We start from the raw sequence: 22,302 nt of genomic DNA on the forward strand, positions 1-22,302 counted from the left end.
GTCGCCGCCGCCGATTCCGCGACTCGGGAGCCTTCTCGTGAAACGAATGCGGTAGCCGGTGCGACATAACTATTCACTGAAAGTTGTTGTGCAAGAATGAAACCGACCAGTCGTGACTGAATTATTCAAACCGTACCGGGCGCCGGAGGGCGCCGCACAATCCGGGTTCCCCGAAGAGGTGACCCGATCCGGGTTCTCCGAAGAGGTGACCCAATCCGAGACGGGATCGTTCCCGGGCGCGGCGATGTCGGCGCAGCTGGTCGCCGCGTTGGAATGCGCGCCCGCCCCGGGGGCCAAGGCCACCGGACCCGGCCAATATGCACTGCACCATCCCGATACCCACGGAACGGGCCTCTGAACCGCGCACACAACGCGAGAACTCCGGGACCAGCGTGGTCGGGCTTACCGCACTACACCCAGGGTCGCGTAGAGCTGGGTGGCTGGGCATATGCCTAGTCTTCCCTGGTTGTGGGCCGCGAGCCGCGCCACATTGCGCCTGCCGTTCAGTTACTGCCCTTTGATGTCCTCATTCGAACGCGCGTCGGCAGCGGTCGATCATGTCCTCGGCACGGCGCCGGAAATCGGTCACCTCCACCCCGTCGAGGAGTTCGCCGAGGACGTCGAGCTCGGTGAGCCACCAGCCCATCTCTTCGATTCCGTCCTGGCGGCGGGGGCAATCGTGGCTGAACTGCAAAACCGTCCGCGAGTGCCCGTCGCCGGTGATCTCCCACCGCAGCACGCTCTCCCCGCAGGTGAACTCGAGCAGGCTGGGCGGCCGGACCCGGCACGCCATGCCCGTGCCTGCGCACGCGGGATGCAGCAGGCGGAGCACCCGCCACACCTCGTCGCAGTCGTGGTGCAGCCGGCGCTCGAGATGCAGCCGGTAGCGCCCGTTCTCGTCGACGGTGACGAGATATCGGTCATCGGCGACATCCTCCGGCGCCCCGACCTTCGGATCAACGTGGTCTTTCGCGGAGGCTACCCAGGTACGCAGGCGCGCAACCGACACCTCCCCACCGCCCGTTGGGCACGCCGCTTACGTCAGGGATGGATCCCGCCGTCTCGGGGCACGAGTTCGAACCACGCACTCGCTCCACCCCGCAGATGCGGATCCGGGTAGCACAGGGCAAGGCCTTGTGCATCGAACGCGGTGAACCACTCCTGCCAGGAGATGTGCTCGAGCTCGCCGGGGCGGACCGCGGCAAAGTCGATATGCAGGGCGCCGACGTCGTCGGTTTTCGCCGCCGTTCGTGCCGGTACGCCGTGATGCGCCTGAATCCAACCGCGGATCTCGTCGTGATCGGTGGTGATGTGCCGGTGTGAGGTCATCGGATCGGTCCTGGTTGGGGGAGTCTCGGATTGGTTCTCGGGTTACCCGCGACAGCGCGACCTGAACCCAACGTGCGAGCCGTTGGCCGACCCCGATTCCGCATCAATGTCCCCAGGGGCATCGAGAGGGCTACGATCCGCGGTGTGGCGCTCGGCGGTCTCACGATGTCCCTTCTCCGCTTCCCCTATCGGCTGCTGCGGGTACCCCTGCAGTTGATCGAGGTGATCGCGCAATCCCATCTCGACGAGCAGGCACCCACGCGGCTCGCCTACGAGCGGTTCCTCATCGCCGGCGACCGCGCCGCCTACCTACTGGACGACGAGAACGCGGCCCGCCGCGCCGTCGCCCTGACTCGACACATCGTCGCCGTCCACCTGCTGATCGCCCGCGAGCACCAACGGATCCGACACCGGGGCCTGCTCCTGCTCGACGAGCAGCGGGACCGCTTCTACGCGCGACGACACCACCGGCCGAACGGACACGCTCCCACCTGAGCTCACCTTCGGTTCCCCCGACACCGTCGCTAGCCTGGGCACCGGTCAGCGCCGTCCGCGAAGGGGAGCCGACCGCCCGGGTGGTGCGTAGCGCAATCTCACGCAGCCTCAGGGACGTGTTGGCGGCGCTGGCCGTACGAATCGCGCTCGCGTGCCGAGACGGATGTTGTAGGACCTTCGCCCCTACACACAGGGTGCTCGTTCTGGCATCCTCCGATCGAGGACACCAGTTGTTCGACCCTTCGGCCATCCGCGGTACGGGGACGGTCAGGGTGTCGAGATCGGCCCTCGGTGGGAGGCGCCGTCTCCTCGGCTGCAGGGAGTGAACGACGATGGCGCAGGGCACAGTGCAGTGGTTCAACGGCGAGAAGGGCTTCGGATTCATCAGCCCCGACGACGGCAGCGCCTACCTCTTCGTCCAGTTCTCCGAAATTCAGGGCAGCGGGTACAAGTCGCTCGAGGAGAATCAGCGGGTGGAGTTCGAGGTCGGCCGAGGACCGAAAGGGGTTTACGCCCAGAATGTGCGCCCCGTCTGAGCCGATCGGCGCGTCTGTCGGGATGAGCCCGATGCCGGAAGCCACCAACGAACCGATTCATCGCTGGACGCCCCTTTTGTGCGGGTCGAGGCGGAGGAACGTTGCCGGACTAGCAAAGCTCTGACCTGACAAACGAACATGACCGAGGCATCGCCCTTCCCACGCCCCGGGGGCGTCGGACACCGACCAGGGGTGGCGGTGGCAGGTGCTCGAAGGCGAGCTCGATCACCGAGACGAATACCTGACTCCCGACCAGCAAGACGCCAGCGAGATAATGATGATCTGCGTGAGTCGCTGCAAAGGAAGAAAACTCGCACTCGACTTGTGACCACGCGCCCTCAGATCTGCACACTGGGCCAGGCCGACGGGCCAGCCCCTCGGCCGCTCTGACCCACTAGGCCATGGAGTGGACCGTCGCGTCAGAGCTCAGCGAGAGACACCAGTTCATCCTGCAGCGCCCGGATCAATAGGCCGGACTTGTCGGCAATGGGGCGGCCTGCGGCAGCGTACTTCGCTCGGATCCGGATCAGGTGGGTGTTGATCGTGCCCAGGCTGATTCCCAGGTCGGCTGCGGCAACAGTCTTCGATTCACTGCGCAGCCACAGGCGGAGGATCTCCAGCTCGCGTGGCGTCAGCGTGGGCCGCCGTTGTTGTTCCCCGCCAGTGTCGGGCGTGGGGTCAGGAACAGAAGTCATCGCGATCTCACCTTCTCGAGCCGCCGCGCTTGCGGCTGGACACACACTGAGTGGTTCGATGCCGCACGCCACCCGGATGGGTCAATACGCGCACCCGCGACAGAAGCAATGTCCGCTTTGCCGCTTGTTCACCGCGGTGAACATGTCGTGCCCGGAGCCGGTTTCAAGGACTCGTAGGTCATGCTCACCAGGCGCGTCGCTGACGGCTCATGGTGGAGATTGGTTATCGTCGGACCTGCGTAGAAACAAGGGGGTGCGGCGACCATGACATCTTCGACAGTCACCAACGTGTCAACGCTGCTGATGATCGATTCGGCGTCTGCGCAGGACCGGGACGACGCCTTCTCCGTCACCCCGCTCGCCGACGGCCGCGGGTGGGCGGTCGAGGTCCACATCGCCGGCGTCGCCGACGTCGTCGAACTGGGGTCGGTCGCCGACGAACAGGCGTTCCTGCGAGCGGAGACCCGGTACCTGCGCAGCCGCACCATTCCGATGCTCGGCGACGCCGCCGAGCAGGCTGCCACCCTGACCCCTGAATCCCGGCGCACCAGCCTGCAGGTCACCGGCACCGTCACCACCGACGGGCAGTTGGTCGACGTCACCGTCGGGCGTGGACAGGTCGCGTCGGGTCGGTGTGTGGCGGTCGATCACGCCGAGGTGCCCGGCATCCTGACCGACCCGGCACATCCACTGCACCCCCAGCTGGCCGCGGCGGATGCGGCCGCGCAGGTCCTGCTGACCGCCGTGACGGCGGTGCCCTCGCGTTCTACGACCTCACCCGCGGCTGGGCAGCGAATGAGGACGGGGCCATCGTGGCGATCGCCGCCGAACTGCGGACCGTCGCCTACGTCATCGTGCAGGAGATGATGATCGCCACCAACGAGGCCGTCGCACTCTGGTGCGTCGAGCAGGGGTTGCCGATCCTGTTCCGCAACCACCGCGCCAACCCCGTTGCCGGCAGCACCGACGAGCTGATGCATGAGATCGCCGCTGCGGCCGGAGACCCGGACCTCTTCGCGAAACTGCGTGGCCGACTGCTGTCGACGCTGCGGGCCGCGACCTACGATCCGACGGTCCACGGCCATTACGGCCTCCGGCTGAGCGCTTATACCCATGTCACCTCACCGCTGCGCCGGGTGGCCGACCTGATCAATCAGCGGATCATCTTCGCCCACCTCGACCACTCCTCCGCCCCCTATACCGGTGAGCAGCTCGCCGCCCTGGGCGCCGATTTGAACCGGCGCACCCGCGCCGCCCGGGAAGCGAAGAAGAATCACTTCAAACACGCCGACCAACGCATCGTCGCCGAACAGGCGGCCACCGCCGATCACACCGCCCTCGACAGTCGCCGATTCCACAAGGTCCTCAAAGCCGAAGCCACTGGACCACTTCGGGCCGAACTCGCCGCCGAACTCGCCCGCCGCCTCGACGCCGACCTGATGACCGCCCCGGACGCCGCGGTCCTGATCGACGCCGCCAACCCCAGCTGGCTTCCCCTTCAACTCCGCGTCCTGGACACCCTCGCTGATACCCATCCGGAGATGGGCCCCAGCGTGGCGTCGGTATGGCGGCAAGCCCACCCCAACCAACCCCCCACCGACGTGGAGATCCGGCGCAACGGTGCCGACCACAACCCACTGTTCGCCGCCCGCGCCACCCACCGCAGCATTCGCGGACCGTGGGCCACGGCGGCCGCGAAGAAACCGGCCGAACAGGCCGCCCTATGGGCGGCGGTACGTGCGCAGCTGACCGGCACCGACCACCCCGACGCGGAACCGGACTGGCCTGCCACCGCGCCATCCCCGGAGCCCACGACTCCCCCACTGGTCTCTGAGGATCCCGGGCCTGCTCCATCCGCGGAACCGCACCGTACGACCGCGCCGGTCGCCCTGAATCTGGACGGGGCGAAGAAGTCCAAGGCTCTGTCCAACCCCATCGCCTGGTTGATGAGTCTCGCCCAGAACAACAATCAGCCCCCACCCGTATGGGAGTTCCACACCGACGGGCCCGCGCACGCACCCCGATTCACCGCCACCGTGCACCTCGCCGGCCACGTCACCACCGCCGATGCGACCACGAAGACGGCGGCGAAGACCGCATCAGCGGCCGCGCTCATCGAGGCATTTTTCCGACAGCGCTGAAGATGACGGGTGTCTGCGCGAGGGGTGCCTGCTATCCGCGCCCATCGAGTACTTCCGGCATTGCGAGAAGTGCTGGATGAGATAGCAGCACTCTGCGATAGCACCGATTCCGCGATTCTGACCTGCGGAAACGACTTGTCCGCGCGTGGTTCGGTCCGGCTGAGATCAGATCCAGTCGATGTGGACGGAGTCGATGTGGTCGAAGTGGAATCCGAACTGGTCGCTGTACGTGTCGAAGCCTTTGTTTTCGGGGTAGTCGAGGGTGGCGTGCCGCTCGAGCAACGCGACGACGCGGGCGTGATCGTCGCCTGCCAGTGCGGCGGCGAGTTCGCGGGACTCTTCACTGGTGAACGGGGTGTCGGAGTTCGCGAAGTCCAGGGTGCGGATGCGGTAGTCGTAGCCCTCGTCGGCGCCGTTGCGGACCATGACGCCGCCCTTGACGCGGATGACCGCTCTTTTGGGTGTTCCGTCGGGGCGCAGTACGCCGGCGCGTTTCATGATGTCCTCGGCTTTGACGTTGCGGAGTTTCTTGCTGGCGTCGGCGCGCAGCTCGTTCGTTTCACCGGACCGGTATCGGGAGACCGCGGAGCGGGATCGGCCGATCTTGGTGGCCACCGCGTCGATGCCGCCGAGGCGTTCGATCGCGGCACGGCGTTGCGCTCGCTCGAGGACATCGGCATGCGGAATGCGGCCTTGTCGGGCCCACCGGCGCAACGTGCGGGCGGACGGCGGTGTGCGGCCGGCATCGATTGCGGCCTGCCGCAGGCCCTCGTTGCCGAGTTCCTTACGCAACTGTTTCACCGAGACCTTGCTGGTTAAACCCGCGAGTCCCCCGCTTTTGACCTGCTTCGACTTCTCCACACCGCTGGTCGCGGCGCTGGCGACGGAAACCTTGAGGCCATCGAGACCGACCGCCTGCTGCGGCGGCTTCGTGGTGCGGGGCTTCGGAAGATGCAGGGCCATCAGTCCTCGTCTTCCTCGGCGAATGCCGCTTTGATCGTGAGTTTCACATCGTGCATGTCCTGCGCCGACGCCAGGTCAGACAGAAGCGTGTCGGTGAGCAGTGTGTCCTTCTCCACCGACATCTTCCCCAAAGCGTCGCTCGGGTCGGCGATGTCCTCACCGCCGGAGAGCAGGTACACCCAGGAGTCGGTGATGGTGCGGACCGGCCAGTGGCCGTGCTCGCGGGCGATCCGCATCGCCACCCGCCGGCCGCGCCACCGGCAGTGGGCGATGATCGCCGCCCGCCACAGCGGTTGGTGGTGGTGGTGCATCTGCTTGGCAGTCCACATGTCCGGGTTGACCATCCGCCCGATGTAGCCCTTGTAGCAGGAGCCGATGAAGCTCTTCATTGCGGCGTCCTCGGTGTCCACAGCGCTCTTGCGGGCCTCGCGGAGGATCTTCGCCCACTTGTCCAGTACGCGGCCCTGCTGCGGATAGACCCAGGCCTCGGTGATGTCCAGGTCGTCGAGATCCGCGCCGATCCCCCATCCGCGACCGGTGAGCACAACCCGTCGAGGCTGACCGAGGTGACCCACGTCTGCACCGGCTGATCCGCCCGCATGTGCGGATGCGGGGGCGGCAGCTTCTCGGGCAGCGACAACGTTTGCCCCGCGGGCAGGGTGATCCGCCACAACCCGAACGGGGCACCCTTGTCCCCCGCCGCCGCCGCAGCCGCCGCCCCACCGGTCAGATGTGAGGGTTGCCCGTAGCCGAATTCGAGCATCCCGGCCGACGCCAGGTAGGCGGCCCGTTGGTCGATGGACACCAACCGGCGTACACCGTCGAGATCCTCCGCGTCGGGCACGCGGACCCAGCCGACCGCGGGTTCGGGTCCTTGCGGGGAGCACCATCGAGCGGTGGTACCGGGCCGGCGGTCGCCACCACAATACCCTTCCCCGATCGGGTGCGTTCGCGCTTGATCTTGTCGAGGATCGCGGCGCCGGTGCGGGCCGGTGTCGGCCCGGGCAGTACGCCGAGGTGTTTCGCGGACCACGCCAACCGTCGGCCGAGTTCACGCGCGGCCGGGAGGTCGTCGTCGGGGAGATACGTTCCGGCGGTGGGTGAGCCGAGGATGCCCATCTCACCGACCCGGTTGTTCCAGCCGAAGTCCTTGTTCCAGTACGTCCACACGTACGGCTCGATCACCACATCGACCATGGAGGTGAACTTGCCGATGCTGCGGGACAGGTGCACCACGTGTCCCGGATCGCCGCGCAACTCCCACCCAGCGCTGAGCATCGGGGTGAGGGCGGCCTGCAGGACCGCGGTCAGCTCGGACGCGGCGCGGGTGCGCAGCGCCTCCATGTCGTCGAAGTCCTCTTCGTTGCCCGGGTCGATCACCCACCGCAACGCCTCGCACGCGCCCTGTCCGACGATCCACACCTGCGGTGGCGCGCCCAACGGCTTCAAGGAAGCCCAGCGAACCAGTTTGTCGAGCTTCTCCACCGAATCGACCGGACCGGTCAACTCCCGCTCGGACGGCGTATACGTCCCCGCGGCGGTCACGATCAGCGCATGCTCATCCGCCTCGACACCCACCGGCAGGCTCTCCCACGGCGGCGGGTTGGTTGTGTCACGATCATCCTCGGCAGGTTGCGCGGTCGAGATTTCTTCGGCGCCGTCCGACGGTTCGTCGGAGATGGATTCGGAGGGAACAACATCTTCGTCCACTTCTGAAGTGGCGTCATCGAATTCGAACAGTGCGTACTGGTCCTCACCCGTCATCGATCGCCCTCCCCGGTTCATCTATTCGACGATCTCGCCGTTTGAGTCGATGTTGGGAACGCCGTGGCGCGCGAAGAGTTCCTGCAGCGCGACATCGACGACATTGGTGACCGTGTACTCGTAGTGCTTGGTGAACCACTTCAGGCGCCGAGCAGTGCTCGCCGGCACGCGAGTATTTAGGGCCTCCTTGTCCTCTCGCGATAGGGGCTCCAGCGTGGCGGCAACAGGAGGTGTAGTCGCCTTCCCTCCGGGAGGGGAGTCTTGGGTGGCAGGCGACAGCACGGATGGCATGTACGCGCCCTCGGGCCTCTGAGAACCACGGGGATTGGGCATCGAGAGTTGTCCTTTCCGCGTTGAGGTGTACCGACCAGGCCACTGAGTCATCGGTCTCGGTTACCACGGCGAGCAACTACTGCTCGTGGCCATCAACCTACGTGCTTGCATTCTTGCTCGCAACCATGCGAGCAAGAGTGCAAGCAGACTGCGGACAGCCAGCCCTTCGCAGTTGGTCGGCGGTTACCCGAGGGCAGACCAGTGCCATTTCGCATCGGTGACGGGCGAGGTGGCGGTCGGACCAGATTCACTTCTGAATTCAGGTCAGGTCGCTGGTAGTAGCACCGGTGTGCGACGGGATGGGTGCATGTACGGCGGCGCAACCCCATCCACCCTTTCCCACCCACACGGACCTTTTCCCCGTCGTGCAGGCAGACAGCAGGGATAGTGCGGCCGAGGCTGCCGTCCGGATGCAGGTGCGCGAACGCCCACGAATCGGCGGCTGGGTGTTCGATGAGCTCCCAGGACAACACGTGGCCGTGCCCGCTGCCGCACTTCTTCCCGATCGAGATGATGGGTTCGAGCAGTGCGGCGACTGCAGCCGGGTCGCCGACCGCACGCCACACCAAGGTGCGGCACACCGTGAGCGGGAGCGGCATCACCCGGGAGCGGTAGCGTCCCTGCCGTTCGGACACCTGCGACGGCAACTCGACCGCCATCTGACTCAGGGCCTGTTGGTCGGGGCGGGCGGACCAGTACTGCACGTGCGGGCCTGGCACCTCGTCCTCCGGGTAGGCGAATGTCGCTGCCCAATGCCACCGGTCGGCGACGTCGCCGGGGCAGCGGGCCAGCGGCAGCTCCAGATCCTCCGGAACGGTATCGATACGGTAGGGCGGATAGTCGGTGCCCGCATCCCTGGAAACAGCCTTCATGTTCTCGCGGATCTCCGAGGCGAGGAGGCCGTCGAGGCTGGTTCCCCACGGCACCGCGTGTGCGACGCCGGCGGCCATTTTGGCCCGGATGACGAGCCGCACCATCCCGGCAGCGGCGTGGAGGGTCATGCGGGGAGCGAGACAGGGTTTCCAGGGCCTCATCACGCCGGGAGGCGACGATCTCCCGCCAATCGACCACCGGGCCACCTCTGGCGGGGGCGGCAAGTGCGGTGGCGATCTGGCCGTGCGCCCGCCGAGCCATCCGGTGCGGGTGAACTCGGCCAGGACGTCGGCGGTGAAGGCATGGTCGAGGTCAGAGCCTCGGTTCACCGCGTGCGTCATCTGGCGACCAAACCATCAACAACGTTCACGTGCGGGTCACCATGCACGCCGGATAGCCGTCACCGTTCCGAAAGATCTCGCGGACCAAAACTCCGCGGTGTGGGCCGAGCTCCAATCTGGCGCCGAAAATGCAGCGGCCCAGCCGCTCTCGTGGACATCGGTCGATTATCGCCTCGGCTGTCGCGGCCTCAATCGTCGACCACATCGTGGGGTTGATCGGCGATGCTCCACCGGCGATCGTGCCGGTAGCAGGGCCTGGATCTCCTGCGCTCTCACAGACAGATCCGAGTCTCGGTCAGCGGATCAGGCCATCCGCTTCTTGTATGCCTCTCGCGAAGGGCGTCGGCTGTGTGTGGCCGTAACGCCGAGAGCGCTTTGCAGATCGTCATTCTTTGCATTCACCCGGTTGGTCATTCTGATCTTCGTCGCGCGACCGAGGGTCAGCCTGGGCCGAAGAACGTGAGGATGCCGTTGCTGCGACCACCGCGCGTTCCTTCTGCGTGTAGCTGAGAGCGATCGAGTTGCGAGAGCACGAAAGTGATTGGTCTGCAAAAACGTTCGTGGACGTGGCTTTGAACTGCAGAAGCCACTCGGCCCACAGGCGGTCAGCTGTCAATTGGTTCACCATGCTCGGCTGGGTTCCGGATGCGCGACGAGACGTCTGTGCGCGCCCAAGAAATCGTGTGTGGCGTACGACACACTCTTGGGGATCGGCGGTTTCGGCATCATACGATCTGGATTGCACCGGCTGACCCGATGTGCAGGCCGCTGGTGTCGCAACACCGTGAGTTGAATCCTGTTCAGCCAGTACGGTTCGCGCTGCTTGACCGATCCTCGACTGCCGGTGTCGCGGCCCCGCCGTCCGCCAGCTCCGGCGGGGTTCCGCGTGGTTCGACTTCGAAGCGGCTCGATTCGGCCACGGTGCGACGCGGTGACGCCAACGAGCCCATCCGCATCCGATGCGTGAACTCTGGCAACGTCCAAAGCTACAGCCTCACGGTGATCGGCGGGTGCGGAGCACGGGTTCTTCGTCGTCGAATTTCATTGCAGTAGAAGTGTTTTGAATCGTTCTCAACGCGACTACCTCAGCGCGCACTTGGTCGATCATATATAACCGGCGACCAGCCGGACACGTAAATCTTCATTCGCGCGACTCCTGACCTGCCCGATTTCCGTCTGCAAGGGCTAGGGTCGTCGCCCCGACATGCAATCTGCTCACGAAGGCCCGGCAATTGCCTCAGTCCCCGACAGTCTCTTTTTGGTCGCACACGTGGTCCACCATCTGCACGTTCATAACGAAGCGGGAAGTGTCGGACCCGTATTGAACATCTCAACCAGATTGGCTTTCTCACGACGTTGCGCATCCACCCGCATCTTCGGGTGATGCACGGTGCATCACCCGAAGGCAGTTCCGAGGAAGTTGCGAAGGTCCCCGTGCAGTAGGCGTAGACCTCTGCATCGAGCCGTTCCGGTACATCGCCGAGAAACTCGATACGTTGTGGAATACATGCCGACGTACGTGCCCTCCGTAAGATCGTTGGGCGTTCGCTCGACACCCGGTCAATCCTGCAATCTGGAGAGGAAGGCGGGCTGCCTTTCCTGCCCGACACCATTCTCCAAAACCTCGGATGCTTACCCGGATCCGGTTCACCTCGCACCGAAGCAGTTCTGCACCCAGCATCGAGTGTCCCGGATGGCGCAGGCCGGTCGGGCACCGCCCCCAACCGGCCTCATTTCCGACGGAGGCGGGCCACACAGGTAGTGGATCACTGACGGCCGCTCCAACAGAACTCGGGCATTTCCCACGAATTCCACACCATGCAGCCAACGTCCGTACCCGGCCGGCTCGCTCGGAGCACCATAACGATGACACGGGCCGCATCCGGTTCCGGCGAAAACGGTTAGCATTCTTCGCCGCCCATTACGGCGAGGCACGAGCGACGTTGACTGAAACTAAGCCAGCTACCGAGCATCCGGCCTCGCAGCGCTGATCGAGCCGAAGTCGAGCACCCCGTCGGTCAATGGAATGTCCAGGCTTGGAGCATAAGGAAGGCGTGACCACACGCTGAGGCGTATCCAACCGACGACGCGTGTTCAGTGACCTCATGGTCCCTGCTCCGTCGAAACGGTCGTCACCCCCTCGCGAAATCACGGCAACTCACCAATCCATCGCATCGGAGTCGCAACACTACGACGCCCTGAGGATGGACCCAACTCAGGCGATGCACCGTGCATCACCTAAGGCGTACACCACCCCGGCCCGGGTCAGGTCGATCCACCTGATCGACGCGAGGTCCACACGTACCCGTGATGCACGGTGCATCACCGCAGTGGAGTTGCGGTCAGGCCAGCTCATCGCCTGCTTGACCGATACGCGCGCGGGTTTGTTGTCGATGCCCTCGGTGATACACGGTGCATTACCGAGGGCGTGACACAACCGGTTCCAAGCCGCAAGTGAATGTGACGGCGAAAGGTCTCGGCACCGGGCGAGGTGAGCTGGGCACCCCACCGGTGATGCACGGTGCATTACCGAGGGCGTGACACAACCGGTTCCAAGCCGCAAGTGAATGTGACGGCGAAAGGTCTCGGCACCGGGCGAGGTGAGCTGGGCACCCCACCGATGATGCACGGTGCATCACCGCGGTGGAGTCGCGGTCGCGCTGGCTCGTCGCCTGCTCGACCGATGCGCGCCAGTCCGTTCGTTGTCGGTGCTTCGGTGATGCACGGTGCATCACCTGACCTCCGGGTGATGCACCGTGCATCATCATCTATTCCCCATTGGGACCAAGACCGGTGCACCAACATTCGCTGCGGCGCGCAATTCGTCGCAGAGAAGGGGTCGGCGTCACTATCTTCGGCCTCCAGCAGGCCTAAATGCTGAACTGACCAAAGATGCAACCCGTCGAGATCTGGATGTTGACGAAGTTGCGCGAGTAGCGGCGCGAGTAACGAATCCGGGACTGCCCAACCGCCTTTGACGACGCGATCACGTCTTCGTATCGCCTCTAACCGCACCGCCCCAGCTACTGTTGCGTATCGTTCCGTCAGCTAGCGGCGCTCCCGCCCGAAGCGATAGTCGGCCGGTCACCGACAATCCCGACAACTTCCTGTGCCGCCAGATTGCATGTCTCACAATTTGCCGTCGGTCGGGGGGTGAATACATTCTTGTCCACGCGAGTTCCCCGTCTCTTGACTGGATAATTCGGCGGACGACTGAATCGTGAGGTATCGAACTTGCGTCGTGCATTTGTGCTCGGGTCGCCAGTGATCATTTCGCAGATACTCGTTGCCCCGGCCCAGGCCGACGAGGACCCGACGAGCCCAACCACCTTGACGGCAATGCTTGCTGCGTGAAGTGCAATCCGCGTCTCTGGCGTTGGGGGCTCAACAGTATTGGGCACGAGACATCGCGGATGGTTCGCTCGTCTAAATAGTAGCCGTCCCGGTATAAGTCAGGATCGCGTAGACCTGAACGTCAAGATGGTCGAGAGCCGAACCCGCGTCGATCATGATGACCATGAGATGGCCGCGGCTCACATGGTTGAGAGGCCGGCAAAGATTCTCGGTGAGTTGCGGCGTTCATCGTGCGCATTTCCACTACTTCGTCCTAAGTGGGTCTGTGTAGCGCGTCGGCAGAAGGCAAATTGGGATGTCGGTGTCACCCGCCTGATTGAAGGTCGTCGAGGCGAGGTGACTCTTTTCGATGGCGCCACAGAATTCAACTCGTGCGAGGAACCCTTGGCAGTCGGGCTGTGATTCGTCCCAACGATTCCACGTCTCGCTCAAATTGCTTTCTCTCTATTTCGCTGACACGCCGATAACGGATGGGCCAGAAGTCCTGCAAAGAGGTCGAATTTGCGGATATTGCGACGTCAGAGATTCGTCTATGGGGAGGGTCGGTGACATCCGTGGTGGGAAGGTGTTGTGAGCGGCTCTCGATCTCTTGTTGTCGCGAAGCAGAGTAATTGTGCGTAAATCGCTGTACCACACAGATTTTGATTCATCACGTGACGTTTCTTGGGTGGTGTGATTGCCTACGGCCGCGCCGCAAGATTTGATCAGATATTTCTTCAGTAGGCAGGGTCGCGATCGCATACGATTCGGAGCCAGATTCACGCCTGGAGGAGGTTCCGACGCGTCATTTTCGAGTTTTATTTAACTCGGCGTGTCGCTGCGCGGTTTAGTTAAACCCAAAGAGCAGGATTTAAGGCATGACAACTCGGAAAAGTCGGGGCGGGCGCCCAGCCCGCGACGTCGCCGTTCGCCATATCGGGGTTGAGTTCCCCGCGGAGATCGCCGACCGGATTCTCGCACCGGTTGACGATGGTCGTGTGAAGACAATCACCGATCGAATGATCGCGCTTGTTCAGCTGGCACTCGAGAACGAGCCAGCGATTCCGGCGCAAGCCAGACAGGAAGAGTTGCCAATGACGGGCTGATCAGAGCCCAAAAAAGGCGAAACCCCCCTTCGCTCGCCAGCTCCGGGGGTTCCGCTCGTCGTACAAACCGCCACGCAAGGGAGGAGGTCTGCCTTCTATGAGTATAGGACGCGCGATTCGTCGTGCGCACGCGACACGACGTGATATCGGTGTCCGCAACGTCTCATCTCAGCGCCAACGTGACAATTCCGTGTACGCAGACCTAATGTCGCCGGCCCTTCCGGCGTTCACGCATGCCGTGAGGGGGTGTCGATTCCACTAGCGAAAACGTCGGTGGGTCCCACCGTTTCCGGATGAGACCCACCGCCCATATTTGGCCGTTCCAACACGACCGCTCCTGTGATTGGCAGTCCCGCGAGCAGTCGTGTCGATACCGTGCGCTCTTGTCAGGGTAAGCCATGTCCTGCTGGTGATGCCAGCGACTCACGGCAACAACCTGGTTAAGGGCGCGTGAAAGGCGCGTCATGCACCCCAATTCTGCGGCTCAAGCGGCCGCATTTTCCGTCGACGCTGTTCAGATCACCCCTGTTGGCGAGGTTTCTACGACCAACGACCCAGAATGGGACGCTCTCGTCTCGGCCGCTGTCGAGCGGGTCAATGAAATCGAGCGACTCAACGCAGAGAGCGAGCAGCGTGGCCGGTCCTGGTCGTTACCCGTCGATCCCGGCCGACAAGCCTCAACACCAGCATGGACCGGACGAACTGCCTGGCAGCTCCAGGTCCGCAATGTGTTGAACTCCACCACCGGACGTGACGTTTGCCGGCGATTCAAGGTGAGCACAGAGTTTGTCTTCGCCGTGGCCGTAACCATGGCCTCGTTCGCAGAGCGGTCGACGGGCCGGCGCGTATGCGCCGCGCGGGACACGATCGCCCACCGCAGCGGAGTCAGCGTGTCAGTTGTAAAACGCGCGAGAAGGGCACTTCAGACACTTTCTGTCGCCCGCGAGATGGTACGAGGGAGGTACCTGAGAGCTGACGAATCGTATGCTGCTGAATCTCATCACGGGCGGATTCAACGTCGTGCGGCGTCAGTTTGGGCGCTGACATCACCGAAATCCCTGGTCATAGCCGCTGGACGCGCGGGGAAAAAGCTCTCCAAGAAGGTCCGACGCTCAAAGAATGCGGCTCGCTCGAGTTATCCCCAATTGCTCGCTCGTGGCCCCCTATCCCCTTCCAGGGGATTTAAGTTGTTATCTCTTGTTAGAGAGTTATCACCAAAACGCGCGCAAGCGCGCGCGGGCCAGCAATCTAAGAATCCTAAGTCCCTGGCACAGCAACCTCGACCGATCGGCCTGCAGCGCACAGCCGCAGAGCTGCTCGTTCATGCACCAGCATTCGAATCGGCTGGGCACATTGGGGCAATCTGCGAAGTCCTTGCGAGTGCCGGCGTTGATGGGAATCGCTGGTCCGGGCGTGACATCGCCGCTGAGCTCACGCGCGATACCCAACAGCGGGGCTGGATTTGGCCGCAACATATCGAGAGGCCTGTTGGATACCTCCGGTGGCGGTTGACTCAGATCGATTGGTCCCGTCCCTCACCATCTGAGATGGCCCAAAAATCGGCCCAGGAAGCCCGTCAGCGCATCGCTGACCGCGACGCGCGTCTCGGTTGCCGTGATCACGTCGTGGCGACTCCTGGCCACCGTGAGCGGTGCAAACAAGCCCTTAATTCGAAGCTGTTTGAGCGTCGAAAGGCTGATGCGCATACCTGAACACTGATGATCGACTTAGGCAGAGGCCGATGGCCAGTTCTGGGGCAGCCAATTCGCGAAGGGTCCTGGGTGCAGGTACATGCGCTGCGTAGGCGATGGTTTAGGGCGTCATGGTCCCTCAGCGAATGGCGATCGCTGTGGCCGAGCGTGATTTTGCAGTCCAAGTGCATGGGCCCACTCCTGCACTGCGCGTCAGAGCTTGGCGCCGGGCGCAACCGTCGCCGGGCCGGTGGCCGGTTTGTATTGCCGTGTCTAGTTGCGTCCTTGGTCCATCGTTCGTCTAACCGGGTCAAGTCTCGGGGCGTGGTGTACGAAGGTTGTTGTGTGCCTACTCGTTGGTGAGCAAGGCAGTCAAGGCCGGTGTCACCTCCTCGTGAACTCGCTGGTGCTGTCGGTGGGATGTCGCTGCGGGAGCGGGCCAGCGCGTTCAGGCTGAGATAGCGGCGCTCTTCGATCCACTCGTCGTGTTATTCGGCGAGGACCGCTCCGACGAGCCGAATCCGGGCGGTGCGGTCGGGGAAGATTTCAACCACATCGGTTGTCCGGCGGAGTTCCTTATGGAGGTCCTCCTGCGGATTGTTCGTCCAGATCTGCTCGGGGAATCCGGTGAACGTGCCAACAGGTCCGGCCGGCGTCGAGGTGATCGGCGACCTTCGGCAGCTTCTCGGCGGCGGCACCTCGGTCACAAAGCGCTCGGAAGGGTAGCGCCGATCGCAACCACCGGGACGGCGTGCGCGTCGGAGGTCACCAATCGCACCCCGGGACAAGCCGCGGGCGACCAGGGACCGGCAGAACGCCAGCCGCTCGGCCCCGTCCTCGGGCTAGGTCACATCCACGACCAGGGTATGCACGTTGACCACCCGCTCGTTCTCCCGCACCGTGAGCACCAGTGCGTCGGCGGCGACAAACGTGTTAAGCCCGCCATCGAGTGGCTGGCTGCGGAACGCCTCGACCTGGGTGTCGAGGTCCTCGGCCATGACCGATACCTGCGACTTCGACAGCGAGGTGGTGCCCAGCGTGTCGACGAGTCGCTCCGTCCGCCGGGTGTAGACGCCGAGCAGGTAGCAAGTGACAATCACGGTGGCCTGTGCCTTTCGGCGCTCTTGCGGCGCCGCAGCAACCAGATGCTCCGGGAAGTACGAACCGGATCGCAGCTTGAGGATCGCTACTCGAGGGTGTCGAAGCCGTGGTGCAGGTAGCCGTTCCGGCTGTTGCCGCGCTCGTCGGAGCGTTGTTCCGTAGTCGGCGCCGCACCGTGCGTCGGCCTCATCAGGATGTGGATGAACCGTCAGTAGCTAGTGCAGCAGGTCGGGGGTTGCGCCGGCGAGTTGGTCCGTCCGGATCTGCTGGAGGTCGATATCGTGGGCCCATGCACCTGGCTACGACAGGCCGGTCAGACGCGGAACCGATCGGTCTGCGGCCGACGAGCGCGGCGGCGGACACAGACCGCCGTCTTGACCCAAGTCACGTGCACCCGTAAACGTTTCGTCTCATGACCTACCCGGAGTTTTGCGGTGGCGTCGAGACGCGTCGGCTGGCACTCCCGAGCCGGACTTTCAACCGGTGAGTGGATGCATAAGCCGACCGGTACCCGGTCAAATCGCTAGAAAAATCAACGGCCTCAGTCATGTTCGATTGCCATCCGGCGATCCTGGACTAGCGGTTGACGGCGCTGGATGTGCGACGGCTGGGTGAGTCGACTGGAACTCGCTCAAGCCCTCGGATTTGTGGTCTCAAGCCCTGGAACCGACCGCATCGGGGTGATGCACCGTGCATCACCCCGATGGATTGATCAGACGAGGTCGGGGGTGATCAGGCGGAGATGGAGGGGACGTTGACTGAAGGGATCACCCAACTTCCCGTCGGGTTGGTCTAGCGGGAAGGCTGACCCGTGCGCCAGGGTGCTTCACCGCTCGACGGATCACGAGACGTTTGCACGCAGTATTAGAAATTTGGCCTCGCCTGTTGGATTGTGACAGGCGAGGCGGGTCGCCGCGTCATGATGGTTGGCGCTCAGTCCGAGCGTTCGGGACAGAAACGAATTCGACTGGGCGGCAGACCGTGATCCACAACCTGATCGCCATATCTTACCCAGGGCCGGGTAGGGAAGGTGTACTGAGCACTCCATAAAGCCCCGGCCAGATGGACAGCATTCGGTCAGTCAGCGGCACATTGGACGAAGGCGGGTCGTGGGTGATGCACCGTGCATCACCCACGACTCGATCGAGCGACGCTCCCGTGAGCGCTAGCTGGTCAACTTCAAGTCCCATCCTCCTGTTCCTTGCATAAGTCGTCACACGCCCACTCCCCCGGTGCCGTCCAGGCCCGGTTGCGCTGCCTTGGGGGGACGGCCTCGCCAAGGTGAACCAAGGCAGTGGACTCGGGAGAGCGTCAATATGCCGGAGCAACAAGGATGCAGCGCAACGGGATGCCCCGCCGATCGCTAGAGCGAAACCGACATGCGCGCGGGGCCGTCCATCGCATCTCAGGACCCAGTTAGCCGGCGACCGGTATGACGCCACTTCCAATTGGCCCCAGCCCTCAGCGGAGATTTCCCACGAGGCTCATCAAGTGGAATGGCCTCGATGCTGATACGGCCCCAACAAGAGCGTGAAGGTTCACCGCCTCGACGTGACTTGCAACCCGTAGAGCAAGATCCGCTTCGTAACGAACGCCCCATCGATCGGTCTGGCAATGACCGTCCTACCCGGGCGTGAGACTCTTGTCGCCAGCGCCTACCGCGGCTTCCAACCTCATCCGACTGCCTGTGCGGTGATGCACGGTGCATCACCGGCGGGTTGCCACCTCCCTGGATCCTGGCGCATTGGTTTGGTCCCATTTGGATCGGTCATGCCGCCGTGATGCGCGGTGCATCCGGCCAGATCCCGTGAGGTGGTGTGTGAAAGGTCGCGACTCCTCGGGGTATACGGTCCGCGCTGCGGGCGCCCCCTCTTCGGGTTCTGCAGTGGCGATGTTGCCGCCAACGGAGTGGGCCAGATCGTCGCGGCCCGTCACAGGCACGGTGCTGACCTGGTCCGGCCCGAGGTGGGTCGCGCCCGCGGTGATGCACGGTGCATCACCGGTCGGCAGTGGAACGCTCACCTGGGCGTGAGACTCTGTGTGGCCACAGCCTCCCCCGCCTTGCATCTCTCATCTGACTGCCCGTGCGGTGATGCACGGTGCATCACCGCCGACATGCCACCCGCCTCGCTCCTGCGGTATTGATTCGGCCCGGTTCGGGGTGGGATAGGCCTTCGGTGATGCACCGTGCATCACCGAAGGCCTCGACAACGGAAGGACTCGGCCGCGCGGGCGGTCAATTAGGCGACGAGCCGCGCTGAGCGACTCCCTTGCGGTGATGCACCGTGCATCACCGCGAAGCGTGTTGTGTGGACCTCGCCTCGCCCCGGGGATCTTGACTTGGCCCGGCATGGGGTGGATTACGCCGACAGTGATGCACGGTGCATCACGGCGAGATCCCGTGAGGTGGTCTACGACATGTTGCGTTGACTCCTCAAGGCATGCGGTCCGCTGCGTCCTCTCCGTTCGGGTTCTGCCGTGGCGGTGTTACTGCCAAGGGGGCAGGTAAGAACGTCGAGAACCATGACCGACGCGGTGGGGCGCCGCCGCTTCGCACCGGCGGTGTTGACTTGGGAGGGGGTGCGACTTTGGTGATGCACCGTGTATCACCAAAGTCGTCGACAGGGAGTCGGCAGGGAAGCGACTCGGCCACGCCTAGCGGTCAAGTGGACGACGAACCAGGCTGATCGCGAATCCTCTACGGTGATGCACGGTGCATCACCGGTTGGCAGTGGCCCGCTTACCCGGGCGCTGGGACTCTTCGCCGCTGAACCCACCCGCGGCTTGCAACCTCATCCGACTGCCTGTTCGGTGATGCACCGTGCATCACCCGGTGTTCAAGTCGATGTGATGCACGGTGCATCACCGTATGGGCGACACGCCGCCGGAGATATCAAAGGCGGCGGATCGATCCCAGTACGCTCCATCTAAATACATGCAAAGCATGCGCAGAGAATGGAGGATGATGAACGCCGGAGTGACATCCGAAATGGTGGCCACCAGCTCATCGACCAGTCCGGCCGCGAGCAAACGCAAGCCGGCCGCACGTAAACCGGCAGGCAGGAAGACTGCGAGTCGGTTCCGAAAGTACGCCGGCGGCGAGGATAGCGAGGAGCTCGCGACCGCCGCCTCCGGCGATGTAACTACTACGCAGGCGAATGGTGATGCAAACACGGGCGGCATCACCGCCGCACTTGCTGGATTAGCTGCCGCCGACGGCCAAACCGTTGTGCAGGTTCCTGTTCTCCAGACCGCCCCGCATCCGTTCAACGACCCGGACAGGTCTAAGCCCCAGGCTGGCGACCCAAAGTGGGATGAGTTGGTCAACGGCGCCAGGGCGAACGGCATCAAGGTTCCCGCGCTGCTGGTAACACGCGAGGGTTTCCTCGCGCAACGGCCCGACCTCGCCCACGCTATTGGTGACGATGCCGAGTATGTGGTCATCTACGGGCACCGCCGGCGCGCGGCCGCCATTGCCGCCGGGCTGGCGACGATTCCGGCGGTGATTGACGACGCCGTGATGGACGATCACGGCGACCTCGACGCCATGACGCTGGAGAATCTCGGACGCCAGGACCTTTCGGAGATCGCCGAGGCCCAGATGTTCGCTCGGTACTCCGAGTTGGGAATGGGCCAGCGTGCCATCGCGGACAAGCTGGGCGTCGATCAGGCGACGGTGTCCAGGCGGCTGTCGCTGTTACTCCTTGCCCCCGAGGTCCAGGCTGCGATTGCGGAGGACGCGATTCGAAGCGCCGAGGGCGCCGCTTTGGCGGGCGCGCTCCCCTACGGTCCCGCACGGAGCTGGCAGAAGAAGCCAGACCCGGCGCAAAGCTCGGATACCCGTCGTTCCGAGCAGCTTGCGGCGTTCACGTTGATTTCTGATCGCGGAATGAGCCCGACGCGCGCGGCTGAACGTGTGCTGACGGAACGGAAGTCCCGAGAGCAGGCATCGGCTGCGGGACTCGATATCGTGGATCCGCGCGAGCGGTTCGGTGAGAGCTTCCATGAGCATCGACTGTTCGAGGTGTCCGATATCGATCTCGCGAGCACCAAAGTCGTCGGCGCGATCGACCCCGGGCAAGGAACGCTTGTCTACTACGCCGTCGACAAACCCGCTCGAGCCGAAGACAATGCCGACGAGTTGGCCGCGAAGCGGGAAGCGGAAGCAGGGGCGGCGGCAGCGAAGGCGCGTCGAGAAGCGGGCAAGAAGCTCGCGGCCTCCGTTCCGTCACGTGAGAGGTTGGTGACCTTCTTTATCGACCAATACGCCTATGGCATCTCCGCTCTGGCGACGAGCAAGGAGGGGTGGAGGCTGGCGCAGGCATTTGTTGGATTGGAAGGTCTCGACTCCACCGAGTTCCGGGTGAGTGTCGAGAACGGCGACGAGAAGCGCCGCGGTGAGATCGCCTGGGCATGTGCGGTTGCAGGTTACGAACTCGCGGCAGCCGATTCCTCCCGGGAGTGGGGCCGTTCTGATCTCGCGTACTTGGACTTGCTGTCCGAGCGTGCCGGTTACAAGCCGACCGCGTGGGAGGAAGCCCGCCTCGACGCCACGCGCCGCGCACTGTCTCTCGCCGATTGACGTCGGTGATGCACGGTGCATCACCGAGTTCGCCCCGGCCGCGGGGTGATGCACCGTGCATCACCCATAAGCGGACACCAACGAATTCAGAACCTTCAAACCGCAAGGAGTTCCCGTGGCTACCTACGCAGTAGCAACCCTGTCCGGCAGTGCCGGCAAAACCACAACGGTCACCTCGACCGCCACGCTGCTCGCCCAGGACGGATACCGCGTCCGAGTTCTCGACATGGACAGTCAGGCAAACGCAAGCACCTGGCTCGGATACCCGGAAGCCTCCGGCAAGACCGCCGCCGACGTCCTCCGGCGCAACGCTTCGATCAAGGAAGTCGAACGCCCAGCGCGGGTGCTGCGGGGGTACGACGAAGCCGACCAACCCGTGTACGAGGAGATCCCCAACCTCACAATCGTCCCCGCCGCTCGTGACACACTCGACAAGCTGATCGTGGAGCTGCCCGCAGTAACCGGTGGTGTCCTTCATCTGCGTGACGCCCTCGAGGAAGCGGATCCTGTCGACGTCACCTTGATCGACTCCCCCGGCTCCTTGAATGTTCTGGTGATCGCCGGCATCCTCGCGACAACCGTCGATGAGGAAGGGCCGTACGGATCGTGGGGCCTGATCACATGCACGAAGCCCTCCGGCAAGGAGAACGAAGGCATCCCGGCGTTGGAGCAGGAACTGCGGAAGATCAAGCGGACCTACCGCGTCGACGTTCCGCTGCTGTCCATCGTCCCCTGCGCAGTCCCCCCGATCGGCGACGTTTACCGTGAGCAGATGGACGATCTGCTGAGCGAATACGAGGACAGGGTGACGCCCCCGATCCGTCGCGCGAGCATCGTGGATGAGGCCTACACGAACTATGTTCCGGTGCCGATCTACGGTTACAGGGCAAAGACGGTCACCAGCGACTACCGAGCTGCGCTGACTCACATGCAGAAGCTGGGGCTGTTCGGACAACGGGCAGTGGTCGCGTAGGGACTGGAGGCCACCTGTGGTGAACGATGTTGGGCGGCACATGAGG

13 protein-coding genes and 3 pseudogenes are annotated in these 22,302 nt (G+C 63.9%); 7 read left to right on the forward strand and 9 right to left on the reverse strand.

The window, feature by feature from the left end; all coding sequences use genetic code 11:
• The first annotated feature begins 112 nt into the window (after window positions 1-112).
• On the forward strand, window positions 113-358 hold the full coding sequence (locus tag ACLIVD_RS38440; RefSeq protein WP_491933213.1) for a hypothetical protein: 246 nt from the start codon (window positions 113-115) through the stop codon (window positions 356-358).
• Between the two features lie 168 nt (window positions 359-526).
• On the opposite strand, the gene ACLIVD_RS38445 is transcribed toward ACLIVD_RS38440, so the two are convergent.
• Window positions 527-1,009 (reverse strand): SRPBCC family protein, encoded by a 483-nt coding sequence (locus ACLIVD_RS38445; RefSeq protein ID WP_491933214.1) that lies wholly within the window; start codon window positions 1,007-1,009, stop codon window positions 527-529.
• A 32-nt stretch (window positions 1,010-1,041) separates the two neighbouring features.
• The gene (locus ACLIVD_RS38450) at window positions 1,042-1,329 is read right to left on the reverse strand and encodes a hypothetical protein (protein WP_005562817.1); all 288 of its coding nucleotides are present in this window, start codon (window positions 1,327-1,329) and stop codon (window positions 1,042-1,044) included.
• 144 nt (window positions 1,330-1,473) lie between these two features.
• Here ACLIVD_RS38450 and ACLIVD_RS38455 point away from each other — a divergent pair, with 144 nt between their 5' ends.
• Both ACLIVD_RS38455 and ACLIVD_RS38460 read left to right on the forward strand, forming a co-directional pair.
• The gene (locus ACLIVD_RS38455; RefSeq protein WP_491933215.1) at window positions 1,474-1,824 is read left to right on the forward strand and encodes a hypothetical protein; all 351 of its coding nucleotides are present in this window, start codon (window positions 1,474-1,476) and stop codon (window positions 1,822-1,824) included.
• Between the two features lie 332 nt (window positions 1,825-2,156).
• Window positions 2,157-2,360: a cold-shock protein gene (locus ACLIVD_RS38460; RefSeq protein WP_491933216.1), complete on the forward strand. Its 204-nt coding sequence runs from the start codon at window positions 2,157-2,159 to the stop codon at window positions 2,358-2,360.
• Between the two features lie 419 nt (window positions 2,361-2,779).
• Here ACLIVD_RS38460 and ACLIVD_RS38465 read toward each other — a convergent pair whose 3' ends face one another.
• Window positions 2,780-3,055, reverse strand: a complete 276-nt coding sequence (locus tag ACLIVD_RS38465; protein ID WP_491933217.1) for a response regulator transcription factor — start codon at window positions 3,053-3,055, stop codon at window positions 2,780-2,782.
• A 264-nt stretch (window positions 3,056-3,319) separates the two neighbouring features.
• On the opposite strand from ACLIVD_RS38465, the pseudogene ACLIVD_RS38470 reads away from it, so the two are divergent.
• A pseudogene (locus tag ACLIVD_RS38470) lies at window positions 3,320-5,196 on the forward strand (RNB domain-containing ribonuclease).
• A 165-nt stretch (window positions 5,197-5,361) separates the two neighbouring features.
• On the opposite strand, the gene ACLIVD_RS38475 reads toward ACLIVD_RS38470, so the two are convergent.
• From ACLIVD_RS38475 to ACLIVD_RS38490, 4 genes and pseudogenes are all read right to left on the reverse strand, one after another.
• Complete coding sequence (locus tag ACLIVD_RS38475) at window positions 5,362-6,159, reverse strand: hypothetical protein (RefSeq protein ID WP_491933218.1); 798 nt, start codon at window positions 6,157-6,159, stop codon at window positions 5,362-5,364.
• Window positions 6,159-7,944: pseudogene (locus ACLIVD_RS38480) on the reverse strand (hypothetical protein). The gene ACLIVD_RS38475 and the pseudogene ACLIVD_RS38480 overlap by 1 nt, the downstream one beginning before the upstream one ends.
• Window positions 7,945-8,214, reverse strand: a complete 270-nt coding sequence (locus ACLIVD_RS38485; RefSeq protein ID WP_491933219.1) for a hypothetical protein — start codon at window positions 8,212-8,214, stop codon at window positions 7,945-7,947.
• Window positions 8,215-8,348: 134 nt separating this feature from the next.
• A complete protein-coding gene (locus ACLIVD_RS38490; RefSeq protein ID WP_491933221.1) occupies window positions 8,349-9,257 on the reverse strand; it encodes a hypothetical protein in 909 nt (302 codons plus the stop codon).
• Between the two features lie 4,424 nt (window positions 9,258-13,681).
• On the opposite strand from ACLIVD_RS38490, the gene ACLIVD_RS38495 reads away from it, so the two are divergent.
• Window positions 13,682-13,909 carry a hypothetical protein gene (locus tag ACLIVD_RS38495; RefSeq protein ID WP_005262432.1) on the forward strand — a complete coding sequence of 76 codons (228 nt, stop codon included), beginning with the start codon at window positions 13,682-13,684 and terminating at the stop codon, window positions 13,907-13,909.
• A 1,535-nt stretch (window positions 13,910-15,444) separates the two neighbouring features.
• Here the strand turns inward: ACLIVD_RS38495 and ACLIVD_RS38500 are convergent.
• Both ACLIVD_RS38500 and ACLIVD_RS38505 read right to left on the reverse strand, forming a co-directional pair.
• On the reverse strand, window positions 15,445-15,615 hold the full coding sequence (locus ACLIVD_RS38500; RefSeq protein ID WP_317571566.1) for a hypothetical protein: 171 nt from the start codon (window positions 15,613-15,615) through the stop codon (window positions 15,445-15,447).
• 334 nt (window positions 15,616-15,949) lie between these two features.
• Window positions 15,950-16,979: pseudogene (locus ACLIVD_RS38505) on the reverse strand (transposase).
• Window positions 16,980-19,663: 2,684 nt separating this feature from the next.
• On the opposite strand from ACLIVD_RS38505, the gene ACLIVD_RS38510 reads away from it, so the two are divergent.
• Window positions 19,664-21,283 (forward strand): ParB/RepB/Spo0J family partition protein, encoded by a 1,620-nt coding sequence (locus ACLIVD_RS38510; protein WP_491933222.1) that lies wholly within the window; start codon window positions 19,664-19,666, stop codon window positions 21,281-21,283.
• A 115-nt stretch (window positions 21,284-21,398) separates the two neighbouring features.
• Window positions 21,399-22,256 carry a ParA family protein gene (locus tag ACLIVD_RS38515; RefSeq protein ID WP_005571224.1) on the forward strand — a complete coding sequence of 286 codons (858 nt, stop codon included), beginning with the start codon at window positions 21,399-21,401 and terminating at the stop codon, window positions 22,254-22,256.
• Window positions 22,257-22,302: the final 46 nt, after the last annotated feature.

The organism is Rhodococcus sp. G6(2025) (assembly GCF_058628105.1).